General features: G+C 73.9%; 24 protein-coding genes and 1 pseudogene. 13 read left to right on the forward strand and 12 right to left on the reverse strand.

The features are described 5' to 3' along the window. The first annotated feature begins 249 nt into the window (after nt 1-249). The 4 genes from ABZ836_RS24920 to ABZ836_RS24935 all read left to right on the forward strand — a co-directional run bounded on the left by ABZ836_RS24920 (nt 250) and on the right by ABZ836_RS24935 (nt 2,817). The gene (locus tag ABZ836_RS24920) at nt 250-897 is read left to right on the forward strand and encodes a maleylpyruvate isomerase family mycothiol-dependent enzyme (RefSeq protein ID WP_361145605.1); all 648 of its coding nucleotides are present in this window, start codon (nt 250-252) and stop codon (nt 895-897) included. A gap of 574 nt (nt 898-1,471) precedes the next feature. Next, nucleotides 1,472-1,777: a peptidoglycan-binding domain-containing protein gene (locus ABZ836_RS24925; protein WP_356131733.1), complete on the forward strand. Its 306-nt coding sequence runs from the start codon at nt 1,472-1,474 to the stop codon at nt 1,775-1,777. 48 nt (nt 1,778-1,825) lie between these two features. Beyond that, a complete protein-coding gene (locus ABZ836_RS24930) occupies nt 1,826-2,026 on the forward strand; it encodes a hypothetical protein (protein WP_356131736.1) in 201 nt (66 codons plus the stop codon). Between the two features lie 50 nt (nt 2,027-2,076). Next, nucleotides 2,077-2,817, forward strand: coding sequence for an SDR family oxidoreductase (locus ABZ836_RS24935; protein ID WP_356131738.1), 741 nt, complete (start codon nt 2,077-2,079; stop codon nt 2,815-2,817). Between the two features lie 7 nt (nt 2,818-2,824). Here ABZ836_RS24935 and ABZ836_RS24940 read toward each other — a convergent pair whose 3' ends face one another. Both ABZ836_RS24940 and ABZ836_RS24945 read right to left on the reverse strand, forming a co-directional pair. Further along, nucleotides 2,825-3,178, reverse strand: coding sequence for a hypothetical protein (locus ABZ836_RS24940; RefSeq protein WP_361145610.1), 354 nt, complete (start codon nt 3,176-3,178; stop codon nt 2,825-2,827). Between the two features lie 193 nt (nt 3,179-3,371). Further along, nucleotides 3,372-4,760, reverse strand: a complete 1,389-nt coding sequence (locus ABZ836_RS24945; RefSeq protein ID WP_361145613.1) for an FAD-binding oxidoreductase — start codon at nt 4,758-4,760, stop codon at nt 3,372-3,374. A 307-nt stretch (nt 4,761-5,067) separates the two neighbouring features. Between ABZ836_RS24945 and ABZ836_RS24950 the strand changes: the two genes are divergently transcribed. The 3 genes and pseudogenes from ABZ836_RS24950 to ABZ836_RS24960 all read left to right on the forward strand — a co-directional run. Next, the gene (locus ABZ836_RS24950; protein WP_361145616.1) at nt 5,068-5,805 is read left to right on the forward strand and encodes an SOS response-associated peptidase; all 738 of its coding nucleotides are present in this window, start codon (nt 5,068-5,070) and stop codon (nt 5,803-5,805) included. Between the two features lie 124 nt (nt 5,806-5,929). Next, nucleotides 5,930-6,097, forward strand: a complete 168-nt coding sequence (locus ABZ836_RS24955; protein ID WP_356131747.1) for a hypothetical protein — start codon at nt 5,930-5,932, stop codon at nt 6,095-6,097. 37 nt (nt 6,098-6,134) lie between these two features. Next, nucleotides 6,135-6,296 (forward strand): annotated as a pseudogene (locus ABZ836_RS24960) (ankyrin repeat domain-containing protein); the annotation flags it as partial. 15 nt (nt 6,297-6,311) lie between these two features. Here the strand turns inward: ABZ836_RS24960 and ABZ836_RS24965 are convergent. Beyond that, on the reverse strand, nt 6,312-6,857 hold the full coding sequence (locus ABZ836_RS24965) for a GIY-YIG nuclease family protein (RefSeq protein WP_361145619.1): 546 nt from the start codon (nt 6,855-6,857) through the stop codon (nt 6,312-6,314). 210 nt (nt 6,858-7,067) lie between these two features. Here ABZ836_RS24965 and ABZ836_RS24970 point away from each other — a divergent pair, with 210 nt between their 5' ends. Both ABZ836_RS24970 and ABZ836_RS24975 read left to right on the forward strand, forming a co-directional pair. Next, nucleotides 7,068-7,763, forward strand: coding sequence for an HNH endonuclease (locus ABZ836_RS24970; RefSeq protein ID WP_361145622.1), 696 nt, complete (start codon nt 7,068-7,070; stop codon nt 7,761-7,763). Nucleotides 7,764-7,827: 64 nt separating this feature from the next. After that, complete coding sequence (locus ABZ836_RS24975) at nt 7,828-8,502, forward strand: hypothetical protein (protein ID WP_361145624.1); 675 nt, start codon at nt 7,828-7,830, stop codon at nt 8,500-8,502. Between the two features lie 20 nt (nt 8,503-8,522). Here the strand turns inward: ABZ836_RS24975 and ABZ836_RS24980 are convergent, their stop codons facing one another. From ABZ836_RS24980 to ABZ836_RS25000, 5 genes are all read right to left on the reverse strand, one after another. Continuing rightward, nucleotides 8,523-8,672: a hypothetical protein gene (locus ABZ836_RS24980; protein ID WP_361145627.1), complete on the reverse strand. Its 150-nt coding sequence runs from the start codon at nt 8,670-8,672 to the stop codon at nt 8,523-8,525. Beyond that, the gene (locus ABZ836_RS24985) at nt 8,669-10,231 is read right to left on the reverse strand and encodes a PH domain-containing protein (protein WP_361145630.1); all 1,563 of its coding nucleotides are present in this window, start codon (nt 10,229-10,231) and stop codon (nt 8,669-8,671) included. The genes ABZ836_RS24980 and ABZ836_RS24985 overlap by 4 nt, the downstream gene beginning before the upstream one ends. Next, nucleotides 10,228-10,761, reverse strand: coding sequence for a PH domain-containing protein (locus ABZ836_RS24990; RefSeq protein ID WP_361145633.1), 534 nt, complete (start codon nt 10,759-10,761; stop codon nt 10,228-10,230). The genes ABZ836_RS24985 and ABZ836_RS24990 overlap by 4 nt, the downstream gene beginning before the upstream one ends. 90 nt (nt 10,762-10,851) lie before the next feature. Beyond that, nucleotides 10,852-11,700 (reverse strand): sugar nucleotide-binding protein, encoded by an 849-nt coding sequence (locus ABZ836_RS24995; protein ID WP_356131765.1) that lies wholly within the window; start codon nt 11,698-11,700, stop codon nt 10,852-10,854. Further along, nucleotides 11,697-12,050 (reverse strand): VOC family protein, encoded by a 354-nt coding sequence (locus ABZ836_RS25000; RefSeq protein WP_356131768.1) that lies wholly within the window; start codon nt 12,048-12,050, stop codon nt 11,697-11,699. The genes ABZ836_RS24995 and ABZ836_RS25000 overlap by 4 nt, the downstream gene beginning before the upstream one ends. 158 nt (nt 12,051-12,208) lie before the next feature. On the opposite strand from ABZ836_RS25000, the gene ABZ836_RS25005 reads away from it, so the two are divergent. The 3 genes from ABZ836_RS25005 to ABZ836_RS25015 all read left to right on the forward strand — a co-directional run bounded on the left by ABZ836_RS25005 (nt 12,209) and on the right by ABZ836_RS25015 (nt 13,897). Continuing rightward, a complete protein-coding gene (locus ABZ836_RS25005; RefSeq protein ID WP_361145637.1) occupies nt 12,209-12,859 on the forward strand; it encodes a septum formation family protein in 651 nt (216 codons plus the stop codon). 48 nt (nt 12,860-12,907) lie between these two features. After that, nucleotides 12,908-13,255: a hypothetical protein gene (locus tag ABZ836_RS25010; protein ID WP_361145640.1), complete on the forward strand. Its 348-nt coding sequence runs from the start codon at nt 12,908-12,910 to the stop codon at nt 13,253-13,255. A 117-nt stretch (nt 13,256-13,372) separates the two neighbouring features. After that, entirely contained in the window at nt 13,373-13,897 is a 525-nt protein-coding gene (locus ABZ836_RS25015; protein WP_361145643.1) for a tyrosine protein phosphatase, read from the forward strand. Here the strand turns inward: ABZ836_RS25015 and ABZ836_RS25020 are convergent. The 4 genes from ABZ836_RS25020 to ABZ836_RS25035 all read right to left on the reverse strand — a co-directional run bounded on the left by ABZ836_RS25020 (nt 13,878) and on the right by ABZ836_RS25035 (nt 17,893). Beyond that, entirely contained in the window at nt 13,878-14,255 is a 378-nt protein-coding gene (locus tag ABZ836_RS25020; RefSeq protein WP_361145646.1) for a hypothetical protein, read from the reverse strand. The two genes, ABZ836_RS25015 and ABZ836_RS25020, sit on opposite strands and share 20 nt — an antisense overlap. 88 nt (nt 14,256-14,343) lie before the next feature. Beyond that, nucleotides 14,344-15,654, reverse strand: coding sequence for an MFS transporter (locus ABZ836_RS25025; protein ID WP_361145649.1), 1,311 nt, complete (start codon nt 15,652-15,654; stop codon nt 14,344-14,346). Nucleotides 15,655-15,729: 75 nt separating this feature from the next. After that, entirely contained in the window at nt 15,730-16,734 is a 1,005-nt protein-coding gene (locus ABZ836_RS25030) for a PDR/VanB family oxidoreductase (RefSeq protein ID WP_361145652.1), read from the reverse strand. Nucleotide 16,735: 1 nt separating this feature from the next. Further along, entirely contained in the window at nt 16,736-17,893 is a 1,158-nt protein-coding gene (locus ABZ836_RS25035) for an aromatic ring-hydroxylating dioxygenase subunit alpha (protein WP_356131786.1), read from the reverse strand. A 108-nt stretch (nt 17,894-18,001) separates the two neighbouring features. Here ABZ836_RS25035 and ABZ836_RS25040 point away from each other — a divergent pair, with 108 nt between their 5' ends. Beyond that, nucleotides 18,002-18,646 carry a PadR family transcriptional regulator gene (locus ABZ836_RS25040; protein WP_356131789.1) on the forward strand — a complete coding sequence of 215 codons (645 nt, stop codon included), beginning with the start codon at nt 18,002-18,004 and terminating at the stop codon, nt 18,644-18,646. Nucleotides 18,647-18,652: the final 6 nt, after the last annotated feature.

Here is an 18,652-nt window from a genome sequence, read left to right on the forward strand (position 1 = left end):
GTGAAGGGGGAGGTCACGGAGGCCACGGAGGTCACGGGGCGTTCGGGTCAGCCGCGCATCCGGCCGAGCCACTCCAGCGTGCGGCGGAGGTCCGAGCGGCACCGGTCGTTTCTCCGGGGCGGGAGGCACCGCGGTCGTGGAGAATCAGGAGCACCGGGAGCGATCACTTACCGCCGTCACCGGAGTCACCCTTCTCCCGGCGCCCTTTCCTCCGCGGTGAGGGCCGCGCCCCGAGACAGGAGACCCTCCATGACCGACCTGGCGACGACGGCGGACGTCTGGCGCTCGATCCACACCGAACGCGCCGCGCTGGCGGCCGACCTGGCCTCCCTCCCGGAGGAACGGTGGGAGACGCCGTCGCTGTGCGCCGGCCTCACCGTGCGCGAGGTGCTGGCCCACCTCACCGCGGGCGCCCGCCTCAACGCCGTGCGCTGGATGGCCGGAGTGATCCGCTGCCGCTTCGACTTCGACCGGCAGGTCGCCATGCGCCTGGCCGAACAGCTCGGCCCCACCCCCGCCGCGACCCTGGAGCGCTTCCGGAGCATCGTGCGGAGCACCACCAAGCCGCCGCTGCCCCCCATAGCCATGCTGGGCGAGACGGTCGTCCACGGCGAGGACATCCGGCGCCCGCTGGGCATCACCCGCGCCTACCCGGTCGAGGTGGTCACCCGGCTGGCCGAGTACTACGCGGGCACCGACATGGTGGTCGTCGCCAAGGGCCGCATCGGCGGTCTGCGGCTCGTCGCCGAGGACGGCGCCTTCGCGACGGGCACGGGGGCGCGGGTCTCCGGCCCCACGTCGGCCCTGGTGATGGCCATGACCGGCCGCGCCGCGCACTGCGACGACCTCCGGGGCGAGGGCGTGGAGCTCCTCCGCGCCAGGTGCGGGACGACGTGACGTCGTCCCCGGTGGCGGCACCGCGCCGCAGCTCCCGCGCTCAGGGGGTCGGCAACACCTCGGCCCACGCGACCGGTTCGGGGGTAGCCGAGCCCCGCGCGCAGCGCCTCGCAGGCCGTGAGGTGGTGGTCGGGAGCGGGTTCGGTCGCGGCCCGCGCGATCTCCGCGTGGGCTCCCCGAGGGGGTGCCCGTGCATTGCGAGGACCGCCGCCTCGACGACGGACCAGCGGCTCTCCCCATCCACATCCCTGCCCGATCCGGCCATTCGGCTCCCGACCGGGGTACCGGCGGTCACGGGGGCTGATCAGGCGAGCGTGGCGGAACGACGTGGAAAGGATCGCGTCACGCCCGTTGATCTCCCATTGCCGCCGTGACGGCACGTGACAAGGATCGTCGTCACGGCGAGGGAATCACAAGACATGCGTCGCCGGACCGGAAGGCAGTCTTTCCGTCACCGAAAGGCCACCACGATGGAATTCCGTCGCCCCGTACCCCGGGCACCGCTCGCCCCCGTGCCCGCCGACGGCACTGCCGCGGCGGCGGCCGGACCCGCGGCGGCGCGTCCGGGGGCACGGTGACGACCGAACCCACCACCGGCCCCTCCGGCAGCGCCGAGGCGCCGGGAGGACCCGCCGGCTGGTACTGCGGCTTCGACCAGCGCGTCGTCCCGCCCACCGTCTCGTACGGGTCCACCGGTGTCACGGTCCGCGAGGCCCAGTGCCTGCTGCTGGCCCTCGGCTACAACGTGGGCCACTCGGGGATCGACGGCGTCTTCGGACCCGGCACGCGATCGGCGGTCCGCGCCTTCCAGTCCGACTACGGACTCCTCGTCGACGGCATCGTCGGCCCGCGCACCTGGAACGGGCTGCGGTACTACTGAGATCCCGCGACTACCGGGAATGCGAACGCCAGACATCGCGGCCGACCGGTGTCACGCCCGAAAACCCCGGCCGGAATTCCCCGCCACTTCCAGGAGGCCGACCACGTGCTCGGCCTGGGCAGGAACACCCGGCGCGCGATCGACGACGGCCACATCGCCCCCGACCGCGGCCGCCGCTGGATCACGGACCTCGCCCAGGGCCCGTTCTACGCGTCGTTCACCCTCGTCGCCGTCGTCTGCACCCGCTGACGGAGCACCACCCCCGAGTTCGCGGGCGTCGGCGTGACAGGATCCGCGGAATGAGCAACGAACGAGCGGAACGGCCGGTCGCCCTGGTCAGCGGGTCGACGTCGGGCATCGGGGAGGCCGTCGCGCGCCGGCTGGCGGCCGACGGGATGCGGGTCGTCGTGCACTCGCGCACCAGCGTTGCGGCCGGCGAGGCACTGGCGGCCGAACTCGGCGGGGAGTACGTGCGGGCGGACCTGGAGGTGGAGGACGAGGCCCGCGCGCTGGTCGGCACCGCGCTCGACCGGTGCGGACGACTGGACGTGCTGGTCAACAACGCCGGCATCAGCTGGCCCGTCCCGCACGACGACCTCGCCGCCGCGACCCCCGCCGACTGGCGGCGCCTGCTCGAGGTCAACCTGATCGCCCCCTGGGTGCTCTGCACCGCCGCGCTCCCCGCCCTGCGCGAGGCCCCCGGTGGCGGCAGCATCGTCAACATCACCAGCCACGCCGGGGTGCGCCCCAAGGGCTCCTCCGTGCCGTACGCGGCGAGCAAGGCCGCGCTCAACCACGTGACACGGCTGCTCGCCGCCGCCCTCGGCCCCGACGTGCGGGTCAACGCGGTCGCGCCGGGACTGGTGGACACGCCCATGACGCGGGACTGGGCGGACGCCCACGCACTCTGGCGCGAGCGCTCGCCCATGCGCCGCCCCGCACGGCCCGCGGACGTCGCCGACCTGGTGGCCTCCCTGATCTCCGCGGCCTACCTCACCGGGGAGGTCGTCGTGCTGGACGGCGGACTGAACCTGACCTGACCGCCCCTCAGCGGAACTCGTGCACGACCTCGATCGCGCCGACGATGTGCGCGTTGAACTCGTCCAGCTCCTCGGCAGGCACCCACAGCTCGAGGATCGTGCGCCCGCCCGCCTGCTGGACCGGGTAGCGGCGCAGGAAGGCGGAGTCGACGTCGAACCGCGTGACGTAGCCGGCCCCGTCGTGCTTGACGTTCCAGTCCCGCGCGATCCGCACCGCGTAGTCCTCGGCGAGCACCGGGTAGAAGATCGGCTGCTCCGGCAGCCGCGGCGGCCAGGCGCTCCATCCCGACTCGCGCACCAGCTCCAGTTCCTTCGGGCCGGTGGGGCGCCACAGGGTCGTCGTCGGTCGGCGGCTGGTCATCGCTCGGGCTCTCTCGGCCTGGGCGGACGCCGGAAGCGCCCGCCGGGAGACCGACGCTAGCGTCGGCCAGCGGAGGTGACCAGCGGGTTTCGCCGTGCTCCGGGCCCGTGCTTCCGGTCCGTGCTCCCGGTCCGAAGCGGAGGTGGACCGGCTCAGGGCACCCGGCCCAGACGGACCGCCCAGGCGGACCGGCTCAGGCCGCCGCGGGACGGATGTTCTGGTTCCGGTGGAAGAGGTTCTCCGGGTCGTAGGCGCGCTTGACCTCGGCCAGCCGGTCGTAATGGCTCCGGTACGTCGCCCGGACACGCTCCGTCCCCTCGTTCTCGCCGATGAAGTTGACGTAGCCGCCCCCCATCGAGTGCGGGTGCAGTGCCTCCCAGTAGTCCACGCACCACCGGCGCAGCGCCTCCGCGTTGGCCGGGTCCGGGTCGATGCCCGCGATCACGCCGGACCAGACGGCGTCCCGGTAGGCCCAGGCCGTGTCGTCGGCGCCCACCCGGTGGGCGGCGCCGTCGATCGGATAGAGGTGCATCGTCGACAGCCCGCTCGGCAGGTCCGCCCCGAACCGCTGGTGCACCTCGACGGCCCCGTCGGAGATGCTGTCGAAGAAGTCGCCCCGCCAGTACCACTGCAGGCCCGCGGGAAGCAGGTCGTCGAACATGCTCTGCAGGTCGGGCAGCGGCATGGGCGCGGTGAAGTGGAAGTCGGGCGGCGCCGGGTCGTTCACGGAGGCGAGCAGCCGCTCCAGCCGATCGCCCTCCTGCTCCCCGGCCCAGCACCAGACCACCGCCGCCACGGTCCGCCCGTACATCTCCTCCGGGAACGGCGGCCCGGGCGGCACGGCCATCGCGGCGTAGAACCCGTTGAGCTCCTCGGGCGCGGACGGCAGGAACTCGCGGTACCAGCGCAGCACGTCGGACGCGCGGTCGACCGGCCACGCCGTCAGGCCCACGGTCACCGTGTCCACCGGGTGCAGCCGGAAGGTGAATGCGGTGACCACCCCGAAGTTTCCGCCGCCGCCGCGCAACGCCCAGAAGAGGTCCGGGTGTTCGTCCTCGGAGGCGGTCACGAAGGAGCCGTCGGCGAGGACCACGTCGGCGGAGAGCAGGCTGTCGACGGTCAGGCCGAACGTGCGGGTGAGGTGCCCGTGGCCGCCGCCCAGGGTCAGGCCGCTCACCCCGGTCGTCGAGTTGATCCCGGACGGCAGGCCGAGGCCGAAGGTGTGCGCCGCGTGGTCCAGGTCGCCCAGTCGGCTGCCGCCCCCCACCTGGGCGGTGCGCGCCTCGGGGTCCACCCGGACCCAGCGCATCGGCGACAGGTCGAGGGCCACCGCGCCGTCCGCCACCCCCAGCCCCGGCCCGCTGTGGCCGCCCCCGCGCACGGTCAGCTCCGCGCCCGTGTCCCGGGCCAGCGACAGCACCGCCCGCACGTCGCCGACGTCCACACAGCGCGCCACCGCGGAGGGGCGCCGGTCCACCATCGCGTTGTAGACGCTGCGTGCCTCGTCGTATCCGATGTCACCGGGGGCGACCACCTCGCCCCGCATCGCCTGGCGCAGCCTGTCCAGCACCGTCGCGTCCATGATGCGAACACCTCTGTCCGGGGTCCGTGAGCGGCGGACGGATTCAGGGGCACGCGACGTCCGGCAGGGCCGAGCAGAATCGTGGCGCGAAGGACCGTTCGCGCTCGGTGTCTCGATTTCTCGGTTTCTCGGTTTGTCGGCTTCTTGGTACTTCGGTACTTCGGGTATCTCGGTATGGGGCGCGCGGGGCAGGGGATCGCCCGCGCCCTTCCATTCTCCCTCCGCGCCGGGGGCCCTCGCACCCGGAGGGAGCAGGCGGGACGGGGAACGCCCCCGGCTCCGGGGCGGGCCGTGCCAGAGTGGGGGCATGTGCGGCCGATACGTCTCCACCCGGAGCCCTCAGGAACTGACCAAGCTCTTCGACGTCGCCGAATGGCGCCCCGAGGAGACGTTGGAGCAGAGCTGGAACGTGGCTCCCACCGACCCGGTGTACGCCGTCCTGGAGCGCGCCCGGAAGGGGGCCGAGGAGGACACGCCGGTCCGCCGGGAGCTGCGGACCCTGCGCTGGGGCCTGGTGCCCTCGTGGGCGAAGGACCCGAAGATCGGCTCGCGCATGATCAACGCCCGCGTGGAGACCGTCCACGAGAAGTCCGCCTACCGCACCGCCTTCGCCCGCCGCCGCTGCCTGCTCCCCGCGGACGGGTTCTACGAGTGGGAGCAGCTGAAGGACGAGAAGACCGGCAAGGTCCGCAAACAGCCGTACTTCATCCACCCCGCCGACGGCGAGGTCATGGCCCTCGCCGGGCTGTACGAGTACTGGCGCAACCCCGAGGTCAAGGACGGCGACGACCCGGCCGCCTGGCTGCTGACCTGCACCATCATCACCACCGAGGCCACCGACGCGGCCGGCCGCGTCCACCCCCGGATGCCGCTCGCCCTCACCCCCGACCACTACGAGGCCTGGCTCGACCCCCACCACGACGACACGGAGCACCTCCGCGACCTCCTCACCCAGCCCGCCGAGGGCCGCCTCGCCGCGCGTCCCGTCTCCATCGCGGTGAACAACACCCGCAGCAACGGGCCGCAGCTGCTCGAAGCGGTGTGACCGGACGGGACGTCGGCTTCCCTGCCGGGCGCGCTCCCGAGGCGCAGCGTCACCTATTGACATTCGATAGATCACTACCGATAGTCGATAGATATGTGTCGCGATCCATCCCGGGGAGAACTCGATGAAGACGGCCGTGCCGGCAGGCGTCACCGTGATCGGGCTCGCGCTGATGGTGCTCATGATCACCACGGAGGGCGAGCCCGGCGCGCTGCCGCTGTTCCTGGTCGTCCTGGGCGCCGTGTGGCTGGGCGTCGTCCGCCTGCGGCGGGGTCCTTCGCACGGCGGGTGACGGACCCCGCCGGAAGGGCGGATGGGGGCACACCGCGACGATCCGGCAACCGCCGGCCCATGGCGCCGATCCCCACCTGCGCGAGGACCACGGCACCGGCAGGTCCCCGCCGGAACGGGCGGACGACGGACCGCACTCCGAGGCTGCCGGGATCCTCCGCGCGGCAGGGGCGCGGGAGGCGGCCCGCCGGACTCCGTGACCGGCGCCGCCCCCGCTACGAGGCGACGGGCAACTCCCGTGCCCGGGAGCGGGCCTGGGCCCGGATCTCCCGGAGCCGCCGGTAGAAGGCGTTGTGGCTGTTCTGGTCGATGTTCAGCGGCACGTCGAGCTCGGCTATGAGCCGCGACTCGAGGGCGGTGGGCTCGGCGTGCTCCACCCAGCAGACGCGCGCGTTGTCCGCCATCCACCGGCTCAGCTCGGCCTCGCCCTCCCTGCCGAAGGTCAGGCGCCGCCCGCTGCCGACCCGGCGGAGTTCCAGGCCCAGCAGGCAGCCGAGCGAGAGCCGCAGCGTCGAGCCCGCGGCGTTGCCCCGGCAGTGGTAGCGCACCCGCGTGGCCAGGTTCTGCGTGCTGGTCCTGGTGGTCGTGCGACGCGGAGCCATGCCGACGTAGAGCAGCCGCCGGCCGGGCAGCTCGGGGTGCGGGGGCTCCTCGAAGTGCCAGCCGTACACCCCGGCGGCAGCCGGGACCGGGCTGGGGCTGCTCAGCACCTCCTCGACGGACCAGAGCCGGTCGGGGCGGGCGAGGGCGGTGACGTCCAAGGGATCCTCCGGGGAGGTGGCGAGGAGAAGGCCGGCGCGGCCTCGGCCGGTGCCGACGCCGTGGCGGGTCGCGCCGACCGCACCGCACCCGGCGCAGAAAGATCGTCAGCTTATAGTGCTGCACCGTGGCGCGGGGGAGAGACGGGCACCGCGCACGGACGACAGGGGGCGGCGTGGGGGAGCTCGCGGGCGGGGGCCGGGCCGGGGCGGATGACGCGGGACGAACTGATGCGCCGCCTCGCCGCGTTGCGGCAGGCGCAGGTCGGCGGCAGACGGGCGCCGCACAAACCGCTGCTGGTGCTGTGGCTGCTGGGCAGGTTCGCCGCGACGGGACGCACCCACGTGGAGCTGCTGCCGGCCCGGCCCGGGGTGCCGGAACAGGCCGTCCGGCTGCTGATGGACCAGCACTTCACCCCCGCGCTCGAGCCGGTGATCCGCGAGGCCGTCGGCCTGGACCCCGCGGTCCTCGGCGGCGTCACGGACCTGGCCGTGGGGCGCGGACGCCGGAAGCGGCGCGCGGGATTCACGGAAGAGGTCCTGGCGGCCTACGCGTACGCCTGTGCCTTCTGCGGATTCGACGGGGCCCTCGGCCGGCATCCGGTGGGGCTCGAGGCCGCCCACGTCCGGTGGCACAGTCAGGACGGGCCCGACGAGGTCGCCAACGGGCTGGCGCTGTGCGCCCTGCACCACACCCTGTTCGACGCCGGGGTGCTCGGGCTCCGGCCCGACCTGCGCATCCAGGTGTCCCCGGTGTACGTGGCCCGCAGCGAGGCGGGCCGGGCGGTCGACGCGCTCCGGGGGCGGCCGGTGGCCGCTCCCCGGCCCGGACGGCCGGGACCGGCACCGGTGCACGTCGAGTGGCACGCGCGGCAGGTCTACAAGGGCGCCGGAGCCGGGGCCGCGTAGGCCGCGCGCGCTTCCGCCGACCTGGCCGGCGGTGCGGCCGAGTGGGCCCGGTAGTGTCCCGGACATGACGACGACGTTGCTGACCTACGCGGGGCCCGCGGACCGGGAGGCGCTGGTCACGCGTACCGGGGGAGTGCCGCTGGCCCCCGCCGGGACGGCGTGGCCGATGTGCGCCGACTGCGAGGGGCCGATGCAGTTCCTGGCCCAGTTCCTGCTCGACGGCCCGGCGCGCCCCACGGCACGGGCGGACGGGCCGGACGGGCCGGACGGGTCGGCCGGGCTGGTCATGGCGCTCTTCATGTGCCAGACCGACCCCGGCATGTGCGAGGCGTGGAGCCCGACCGACGGGGCGAACGCGCTGCGCCTGTACCCCGCGGAGGGGCTGACGCCGATCCCCGCGCCGGCGGCGGAGAGCGAGGAGATGCTGTTCCTCGGGGAGGCCAACGCCGTGGACCTGGCGGAGTCCCCGCTGGACGACTACGGCAGCGCCCGCGAGGAGTGGGCCGGCGTCGACGGACGGTCGTTGCGGCACGTGCTGGGCCAACTCGGCGGGCGCCCGCTGTGGTTGCAGGCCGACGAGACGCCGTCGTGCGGGAGCTGCGACCGGCACATGGACCTGGTGGCCCAGTTGGAGGAAGGCCCGAACCACGCCACGGCGATGAACTTCGGCGGCAACGGGACGGCGTACGCCTTCGTCTGCGGTCCCTGCGGCGAGGGCGCCTTCCTCTGGCAGTGCTGAGGGGCGGCGCCCGGAACCGGTCAGCCGGCGACGGGCGCCGGCGTGCGCAGCACGTCGAACTCGTCGAGGTGGAGGGGGTTCTCCACCGACTTGCCGTCGGGCACCCGGAAGGCCGCGAGCCGCTCCGGGTCGCGGCAGTCGACGGCCAACTCGGTGAACCCGCTCGTCACGGGGCCCCCTCGGCATGCGGACGCGGACCGAGCCCACGGGCGGTCCGCGGCCCCGGCACGACCGGTGTCCGGACCAGGAAGGGCTCCAGCAGCCCCGGAACGGCCTCGTCGGCGAAGCGCAGTCCCTCCGGGAGCAGGACGTCCTTGACGTGGTAGGCGCCGCGCCCGCCCGCCGTGGTGACGGTGAGCCGGCTCAGCCCCGAGCGGCGGTGCCACGCCCACTGAGTGATGTTCCAGCCGATCACCCCGTCGCGGCGCAGGGCGATGGTGCGGCGCTTCAGCGTGCCGTGCCGGGTGACCAGGTGGCGGCCGGTGACGCCGTGCCCGAGGTTGCGGTGGGCGTCGACGGCGAACGGCGTGCCGACCGCCCAGACCACGAGGGCCGCGAGCCAGCCGGCGTGCACCAGGACGGGCGTCAGCAGCGCCCCGAGCAGCACCAGGACGCCGCCGAGGCCGAGGCCCGTCAGGAGGACCAGGCGCAGCATGCGGCGCAGGGCGTGCCGGGTGTGCGGCAGGAGGCGCACCGACTCGGTCGGGTCCCGGTCCTCGCCCAGGACCGCGGCGGCGACCCGGTGCGCCTCGGCGAGCGGAGCGGGAGGCAGCAGCGCGCTGCTGTCGTGGCCGCGCGTCTCCTCCTCCACGGTGCCCGCGCCCGTGGCGACCGCGTAGGTGCAGGCGCCGCCGCCCCGGCGCAGCAGCAGCGGCTCGGCGATCTCCACCCCGCGCAGCCGCTCCTCCTCCAGCGACACCGAGCGGGTCACCACCAGCCCGCGGGCGGCGCGCAGCGTGCCGTTCGGCTCGCGCGTCAGGCGGAAGTCCCACCACATCTCGACGTACAGCCCGAGAGCGCCGACGACCCCGGTCGCCAGCACCGCCAGGACGACGAGCGGGACGACCGTGAGCAGGTCGGCCGAGCCGGTCAGCCAGGAGATCAGGCGCGGGACCAGCACGGTGTCGGGTTCGGCGCCGAGGAGGTCCAGCAGGTTGTGGAGGCCGCCGACGGCGCTGAGGCCGAGCAGGAGCGGCACGACCGACAGCGGGGCGAACCGCAGCCAGCCCCACCGGATCCGGGCGAGGGTGACGCGCCCGCCGCCGTCCTCGCCGGCGCCCCGGCCGCGCAGCAGCCGCTCGCCCAGCGCGTCGGAGTCCCGGACGGCCAGCGCGTCCAGGGTGAGCACCGCGTCCTGCCCGGAACCGACGTGGTGACCGGTGCCGATCCTGACCGTGCGGATGCCGAGCAGGCGGTGCACCGGGTTGGCGGAGACGTCCACGCTCCGTATCCGCTGCCGGGGGACGGAGCGGTGGCTGCGCACCGCCACACCGGTCCTCAGCTCGACGCGTTCGGAGGTGAGGCGGTAGGTCGTGCGGTGCCAGCGGACCCCCTCGTAGGCGGGCAGGCCGAGCGCGGCCGGCGGGACGGCCGCGTACAGCCACCACGGTGCGTCGCGCCACCACAGGACGGCGAGGGCGACGACGCCCAGCAGCGCGCACCAGACGGCGGTGGCGACGACGATCCGGGGGTCGAGGCGCCGCCAGCCGGCGGCGCCGGAGGTGCTCATGTCGCGTCTCCCGGGGTCGCCCGGGCGATGCGGGTCAGCTCCTCGGCCAGGTCACGGGCGAGCGCGTGGTTCAGGCCGTCGATCGTCACCGGCCCCGCCGCCGAGGCGGTGGTGACGGTGACGCTGGACAGCCCGAACAACTGCTGCAGCGGCCCCCGGACGGTGTCGACCGTCTGGATGCGCGACAGCGGCGCGATCCGCCACTGCTGCCGCACCCAGCCCGCCCGGGTGAACACCGCCTCCCCGGTCGTCTCCCAGCGGTGCACCCGGAACCGCCAGGCCGGCATCACGGCCGTGCAGAGCAGCCCGGGAACACCGACGACGGCCGCCGAGAACACCAGCCATCCGCGGGCCGGAGGGATCAGCAGGGCCAGCACGCACAGCACGAGGACCGGCGGGACGACGGTGAGGAAGGCCTGCGCGGTCCACCAGAGGACCGCGCGGCGGTCCACCGCCCGGCTCGGGGGCCGCAGGGCCGGTCCCGTGCCGGGAGGTACGGCGGACGCGGCGTCCGGCCTGGCATCGGTCATCGTCGCTCCGGGGGACGTCTCGTACGGTCGGGCCACGACCGTACCCCCGGCCCGTCCGGCCCCGTGACCGCGGAGGAACCGGACCAGGTCTCAGCCGAGGGGCGGCGGGCGGTCGGAGCCGGCGGCGAGGAACGCGCGCGCCCCGCGGAGCCGGGTGCGCAGCCGCCGCCGGGTCGCGTCGCAGTCGAGCCGGACGTCGAGGGGACCGGGCACGGAACTGCCGGCCCGTCGGCCCGCGCGCAGCCGGGTGCCGTCGAGGCCGTCGCGCCGGGCGACGAGCAGGCCCAGCTCGAAGCGGCTCAGGGCGTCCGGCCCGGCGAGGTGGACCACGCCCGCCGTGTCGGACAGCGCGATCTCCCACAGGGCGTCGGCCAGGTCCTCGACGTGGACGGGGCAGCGGACGTCGTCGGCGAACAGGACCCCCTCCCGCGTGCCGGCCGCGAGGTCGTGGACCAGGCGTTCGTGGGCGGAACGGCCGTGACCGAAGATCAGCGAGGTGCGGGCCACGACGGCCCCGGGCAGCAGGAGCCGCACCGCGGTCTCGGCGGCGGCCTTCGCGGCGCCGTAGGGGGAGACGGGGTCGGGCAGGCAGGTCTCGTCGTAGCGCCCCCGCGCCCCGGAGAACACCGCGTCGCTCGAGACGTGCACCAGACGGCACCCCTGCCGGGCGGCCGCCAGCGCCACGTGGACCGCGCCGTCCGCGGTGACCGACCAGTCGGAGCCGCCGCTGGACGCGTTGACCACCACGGAGGGGGCCACCTCGGACATCAGCCGGGTGACGGCCACCGGATCCCGGAGGTCGAGCCGGTGCCACTCCGCGTCCGGGACGGTCCCCGGCCGGGAGGCGAACGACGCGGCCGTCGCGTGTCCGGCCGCGGTCGCCCGGCGGACCAGTTCGGTGCCGAGGAAGCCGCTGCCGCCGATGACCAGGACCGTCACGAGGACGCCCGGACGCCCGGTTCGTTGCCGCTCGGGTCCAGGAAATGGAGCCGACGGCCGCCGGGGAACGCGTAGGGGCCCTCGACCACGGCGCCCCCCGCCGCGGTGATCGCCTCCGCCGTGGCGTCCAGGCCCCGCGAGAACGGCAGCACCAGGGGCCCGGCCCGCCCCGGCTCCCGTGACGCGTTCAGCCCTCCCACATCGCCCCCGCCGTCGGGGGCCACGATGCCCGCGTGGGCGGGGCCGTGGTCGTTGAACGTCCGGCCGAAGGCGGCCGCGGAGAACGCCTTCGTCGCCGGGAGGTCCGTGACGCCGAGTTCGACGTGGTCGACGGCGTGGTGGGTGGGCATGCGGAACGTCTCCTCCGGTGTGGGCCACCGCTCAGCATGCACCAGCGCGCAGGAGCGCGGGATCCGGCACCCCGAGCGCGCAGGGGAACGGACGTTCGCCTAGCATGCGCTCCTCGTTCACCCGTCGACACGTCACCTCCGTTCGAGGAGCACGCCCCATGGCCACCGAGCAGCACGAACACCCCCACGGACCCGGCAGTCCTGACACCGACGCACCGGTGGTCACCGCCCCCCTCTCCCGGACCAGGGGGACGGAGCGGCGCGGCCGGGGCATGGCGATCGCCGGCATCGCCCTCTTCGCGGTCGGCGCGCTGCTCACGGTCCTGGTCCTCACCACCGGCGTCGGGGCGGACCTCCGTGAAGGCGTCGCCCGGAAGGTGGGCCTCGGCGCTCCGAGGACCGCCGCCATCGCGCTCGAGCCGGGCGACTGCTTCGACGAGCGCGCCGCGCCGGAGGACGCGGACCTCGGGACCCACGAGGTCCCCGACGTCGACGAGGCGTCCTGCGACGACCCCCACGACGGCGAGGCCTATGCCCGCTTCGACCTCCCCGCCGGGTCCTACCCCGGCGAGGACGAGGTGGCCGCCGTCGTCGACGAGCGGTGCGCCGAGGAGATGCACTCCTACAGCCCGGACGCGTGGAAGCTCTACGCGCACGCGGCGTTCGGCTACTTCTATCCGGCGCAGGAGGACTGGGCGCGCGGCGAGCGCGGCGCGGTCTGCGTGTTCACCCCGGCGTCGACGGGTGACCGGCTCACCGGGTCGCTCCGCCAGGACGGGAGCGCGCTCGATCCTCACCAGCGCGCCTAACTGGAAGCCGCCGGACAGGTGAACGCCGCCCTCGCCCAGGTACCGGTCGTGGGAGTCGATGAGGAGTACCTGGGGGCCTACCAGTGGTGGGCGTCCGACGTCTCCAGCCACCTGTGGCTGCTCGCCAACCAACTGCGCGACCACGAGTGGGAGGAGGCGGAGGAGCCGATCGCCGCACGGCTCGCCGACCGGGTCGACCTCGCCCGTCAGGAGTGGGACAAGCTGAAGGAGACGGAGAGCGTCGACGACTTCACCGCCCAGTGCTATGTTGCCGAACAGGCGTGGGCGGATCATGCCGCCGGTACCGCCTTCACGCTCCGCGAGAGTCTGGGCCTGTCCACCGGGCGGCCGATCACCACCGAGTACCAGTACCCGCGGGGCGAGCACCTGCTCTGACGGTGTGGCAGGCGGGGACGGCAGGAGGCCGGTCCCACCGCCGCCGCGTTCACGCCACGGGCCCGCTCGGAGCCGTTGCCGCCGTCGTCCACGCCGCGTCACCCGAGGAGCCCCGCCATGCGTCCCGCCCTGCACACCGTCGAACTGCCCGGCCTCGGGCCGCTGAGCACCATGGCCAAGCCGCGGGGCGGGGACTGGCTCGACGACGAGATGAGGGCGCTGCGCCGAGCCGGCGTCGACGTCCTGGTGTGCGCGCTGACCCGGCACGAGCGGGACGAGCTCGGGCTCGCCGGGGTGGGCGAGGCGGCCGGGGCGGCGGGGCTGCGGTTCGTCGCGATACCCGTCCCCGACCGCGCCGTCCCGGAGGCCGCGACGGTCCTGCCGGTGCTGCGGGGCCTGGCCGCGCGGCTGCGCGAGGGGGAACACGTGGTCACCCACTGCCGTTTCGGCATCGGGCGGGCGTCGCTCCTCGCCGCCTCGCTGCTCGTCCTGGACGGCGTCGACCCCGCGGTCGCCTGGCGGCGGATCGAGGAGGCGCGGGGACGCGCCGTTCCCGACACGCCGGAACAGCGGGCGTGGACCGAGAGGCTGCGGGAGAGCCGGAGGAGCGCGAGCCCGGACGTCACCCCACGACCGTGGTGAAGCACGGCCAGCCGTCCAGTTCCACGTCCTGGTGGGGCGGCGCCGAGCGGAGGGCGGGGGTCGCGGCCCGGAGCAGCCGCCGGACGGCACGCGGCTCGTAGAGGTTGAGCCACTGCCGGTCCGGGAGCCGGATCACCGTGCCCGACTCGAACCAGCAGTTCGAGATGACGCCGGTCGGGGTCGGGGCGAAGACCAGGGACAGCCGGCGGCGCCGGCCCGGGCCGCCCGCCGCCGCGGGGGCGAAGAGGGTGAGGACCGTCCGGCAGTCCGCGTAGACCGGTCGCACGCGTCGGCGGACGGTCCAGTGCCAGGTGACCCCGTCCACCACGAGGCGGCGCAGACGCCGGTCGTTCTTCACCGGGCCACCGTAGGGCAGCGGTCGGGGACGGGGAAAAGGGTTTGTGCCGGAACCCCGCCTGCGGGGCGGGGTTCCGGGCGGACGCACGTCAGACGGCGGCCGGTTCCTTGACCGGGGCGGTGCCGGGCGCGGACTCGGGGTCGTGCCGGCGCAGGGCGACCAGACAGAGGGAGCAGAGGCCGACGACCAGGGCCGCGCCGACGTAGAGCTGCGTGGCGGTGGCGCCCGCGTCCTTGATCAGCCCGGCGACGGTCGGGGAGAGGATCGCGCCGATGCGGCCCATGCCGAGGGCCCACCCCATGCCCACGCTGCGGACGTTGGCCGGGTAGAGCGGCGGACCGACCGTGTACGCGCCCGCGATGCAGCCGTTGATCAGCGCGCCGACGACCACACCGACGGCGAAGCCGAGCCACAGCACCGACGTGCTGACGATGAAGGCGATCATCATGGCGGCGGAGAGGAGGGAGAAGCCGATGAGCACCACGCGCGGCGTGCGGACCCGGGCGGCGACGCCGTAGAGGACGGAACCGACCGTGCCGCCGATGGAGATCGCCATGCCCGCGGTCACCGCCGCGCCTTCGGACAGCCCTTCCTCCACCAGCAGCGTGGGCGTCCAGCTGTTGACGAAGTAGAAGCCGAACATGATGGTGACGAAGGTCAGCCAGAGGAGCACCGTCGGGGCCAGCAGCTGCTTGAGCCAGCCCGAGGACCGCCCCTCGGCGCCCTCGCGGGCCGTGGCCGCCCGGTCGAGCTCGGCCTCCGTGACGGCCTCCATGCGCATCCGCGCCAGGGTCCGGTTGATCCGCTCCAGCGCCCCGGCGGGGCGGCGCTGCTCCAGGAAGGCGACCGACTCGGGCAGGACGACGGCGATGACGATCAGGGCGAGCAGGGTGCCGAAGCCGCCCGCGTAGAAGACGATCCGCCAGTCGCCGCCCACGGTGGCCTTGGCGACCAGGCTCGCCGCGGTGGCGCCGATGCCGTATCCGGCGGTGTAGATGCCGATGGCCAGGCCGCGGTTCCTGGCGTTGGAGAACTCGCTGGCGATCACGTTGGTGCTGGCGAGGATGCCGCCGACGCCGATGCCGGTCACCAGGCGGCAGACACCCATCACCGTCACGGACGGGGCCATCGCCGCGCCGAACATGCCGACGGTGCCGAGAGCGAGGCTGACGAGGATCAGCGGGCGGCGGCCGACGAGGTCGGCGAAGGGGGCGAGCAGCATCGAGCCGATCGCCATCCCGATCAGGCCGGCGGAGACCAGCAGGCCGAACTCCGAGCCGCTGAGCCCGAACTCCTCGGTGACCGAGGGCCCGGTGAAGGCGACGGCCATCACGTCGAAGCCGTCCAGGCAGTTCATGAAGGTGCACAGCGCGACGATCAGCCATTGGTAGCCGCTCATCGGTGTCTGCGATATGCGTGCAGCGATGTTCATGGGTGTCCAGGTGGTGAGGGATCCGTGCGGGTGGTGCCCGGGTCAGGTGAGGTGGAGGGTGAGGACGGCGGGTCCGTCCGGGTCGCCGCCGGCGGCGACCGCGCGGGAGACGCAGAGGCAGAGCCGGTCGGAGCGCTCCTTCTGGGCGTCGCTCAGGAAGACGTCGCGGTGGTCGACGGTGCCGGTGGAGCCGGTCACCTTCGCCAGGCACAGTCCGCACTCGCCCTTGCGGCAGTCCGAGAGCGTCTCGACGCCGGCCGCCTCCAGGGCGTCGAGGATCGACGTGTCGCGGGCGACGGTGATCTCCCGGCCGAACTGGGGCAGACGCACCAGGAACTCCTCGGCCGGATACCGGCCGCCGGAGCCGAACGTCTCGAAGCGGAGGTTGGTGGCGGGCAGGCCGTGCCCGGCCCAGCTGCGCGCCACGGCGTTCATCAGCCCGATCGGGCCGCACATGTAGAGCTCGGTGCTCCCGGCGGCGGGCGTCCCGGCGACGCGGGCGACGAGGTCGTCGACCACCGGACGGGTGCCCTCGTCGTCGACGTGCACCCGCAGGCGGTCGCCGTGCTCGGCGGCCAGCTCGTCGAGGAAGGCCATCACCGTCCGGCTCCGGCCGACGAACACCAGTTCGTAGTCGGCGCCGCGTCGGCGCAGGACCGAGGCCATCGCGGCCACCGCCGTGATGCCGATGCCGCCGGCGACCAGCACGTACCGGCCGGCGCCGACCGCGAGCGGGAAGTTCTGCAGGGGCCCGGTGAGGGTCAGCTCGTCCCCGGCCCGCAGCCGGTGCATCGCCGCCGAGCCGCCGCGCGAGGTGGGGGAGAGCTGCACACCGAGCGTCAGCCGGCGGCCGCCGTCCTCGGAGCGCACCACGGAGTAGGAGCGCACCCCGGCGGCGCCGTCCCCGATCTCGACGTCGACGTGGGTGCCGGGCGCGGCGTGCTCGGGGTGCTCGGGAGCCAGGACGATCCGGCGGACGCCGACGGCGGCGTCGGAGACCTCGACCACCCGGGCCCGCTGTCGTCGCGCACGGGTCTGGACCGCCATGTCAGACCCCCCGGCCCGCGCCGGGCACGGCGGAGGGGCGTCCCTCGGCCGCGAGCATGCGCTCCAGGATCTGGCGCACCCACATGCCTCCGGCGTCGATGTTCAGGCTGTAGAACTCGTGGTCCGGGTTGGCGTCGATGGCGCGCTGCTGGGCGCGCAGCATGTCCTCGTCCTCGCCGAAGACCCCGTGCACCGCCTGGCGCAGCTGGGTGGTGATGGTCTGGCTGTCCAGCCGGTAGTCGCGCATGAACGCCCAGAAGTAGTGGCTGGTGCGGTCGGTCTCGGGGGTGATCGTGTTCATCACGAACCCGTTCACGCCCTGGCTGCGGTCGCCCTCGGGCGCGCCGGTGCCCGCCTTCGCCACGCCGACGTCGATGCAGATGGTGCCCGGCGCCTCGAAGGTGATGATCTGCCAGCGGTCGACCTTGCCGGAGAAGCCCGGGAACTTGTCCCGCATGTTCTTCAGCCAGAACGGCGGCGCGTCGATGTCGCGCATCCACCGGGTGACGGTCACCGTGCGGCCCTGATGGGTGACGTCGAACTCGGCCTCGGACAACTCCTCCTGGCCGATGCTCGAGGAGTGCACGAACTCCTCGTGGGTGAGGTCCATGAGGTTGTCGAGGATCAGCTGGTAGTTGCACTCGGCGTGGATGGTCTCGCCGTCGCCCGCCCACCCGGGGTGGTCCATCCGGTGCATGTCCGGCACGGTGGCCGGATCGGCCAGGTCGGGATCGCCGACCCACACCCACACGTACCGGTGGCGCTCGACGACGGGGTAGGAGGGGACCACCGCGCTGGGGTTGATCGTCTCCTGCGCAGGCATGCCGGTGCAGCGGCCGGTCGAGTTGTACCGCAGGCCGTGGTACGGGCACTGCAGCTCGTCGCCGAGGATCGTGCCCTTCGACAGGGGCGCCAGGCGGTGCCAGCAGGCGTCGGCGAGGGCGACCGCACGGCCCTCGGTGTTGCGCCACAGCGCCAGCGGCACGCCGGCGACCGTCCGGGCCAGCGGCTGCCTGCCGGTGACCTCGTGGTCCCAGGCGGCGACGTACCAGGCGTTGCGGGGGAAGTTGAAGATCTTCGCCGCGGCGGTGGCCGGGGGCGCGGGCGCGGGCGAGGGGGATGCGGGCGGGGAGGCAGGCGGGGAGGTGGGCAGCGACATGGAACTCCCTATGGAGAGAGGTATGTGTTGTGCGGCTCACAAACTAGCTATGCCCATAGTGAGTGACAAGAGTGTGTACCTTGATCAGTCCGGAAAGGGGGAAGTGCCTTGTCGCTGCGCTACGCGCTGATCGCGCTGCTCACCGGTCGCCCGATGACCGGGTACGACATCTCGAAGAGCTTCAGCCGCTCGGTGGCCCATGTCTGGCACGCCCCGGACTCGCAGATCTATCCCGAGCTCAACCGGATGGAGCGGGACGGCCTGCTCACCTCGGCCGAGGTGCCCTGGGGCAGGAAGGGGACCAAGAAGGAGTACCACGTCACCGAGGCGGGCCTCGCGGAGTTCCGGGAGTGGATGAGGTCACCGCAGACGCCGCAGCGGCAGCGCGACCCGGCCTATCTGAAGGCGGCCTACTTCGACTTCGCCGACCCGGAGGCGGTGCGGGAGCAGCTCGGCCGGCAACGGGCCTACTGGCAGGAGCAGCTGAGCATGCTCGAGGTGACCCGGGCCGCGCTGGTCGACCGCAGCCACCCCACCCTGGCCGCCCGGCTGGCCGAGCTGAGCGAGCGCGAGGCGGAACTCGCCGTGCGGTTCAAGGTCTACGCCTACGACGGGCTGATCGCCCGCGCCCGCACCGAACTGGCATGGATCGAGGACGGGTTCAAGCTGGTCGACGACCTGTACCGGTATGTGCGCGGGCACCTGCGCGGGCACCTGTACGACGACCTGTACGACGAACCGCCCGGCGCCTGACGCGCG

Source organism: Streptomyces sp. NPDC047130, from assembly GCF_040643475.1.
In the GTDB taxonomy this organism is placed as follows: Bacteria; Actinomycetota; Actinomycetes; order Streptomycetales; family Streptomycetaceae; genus Streptomyces.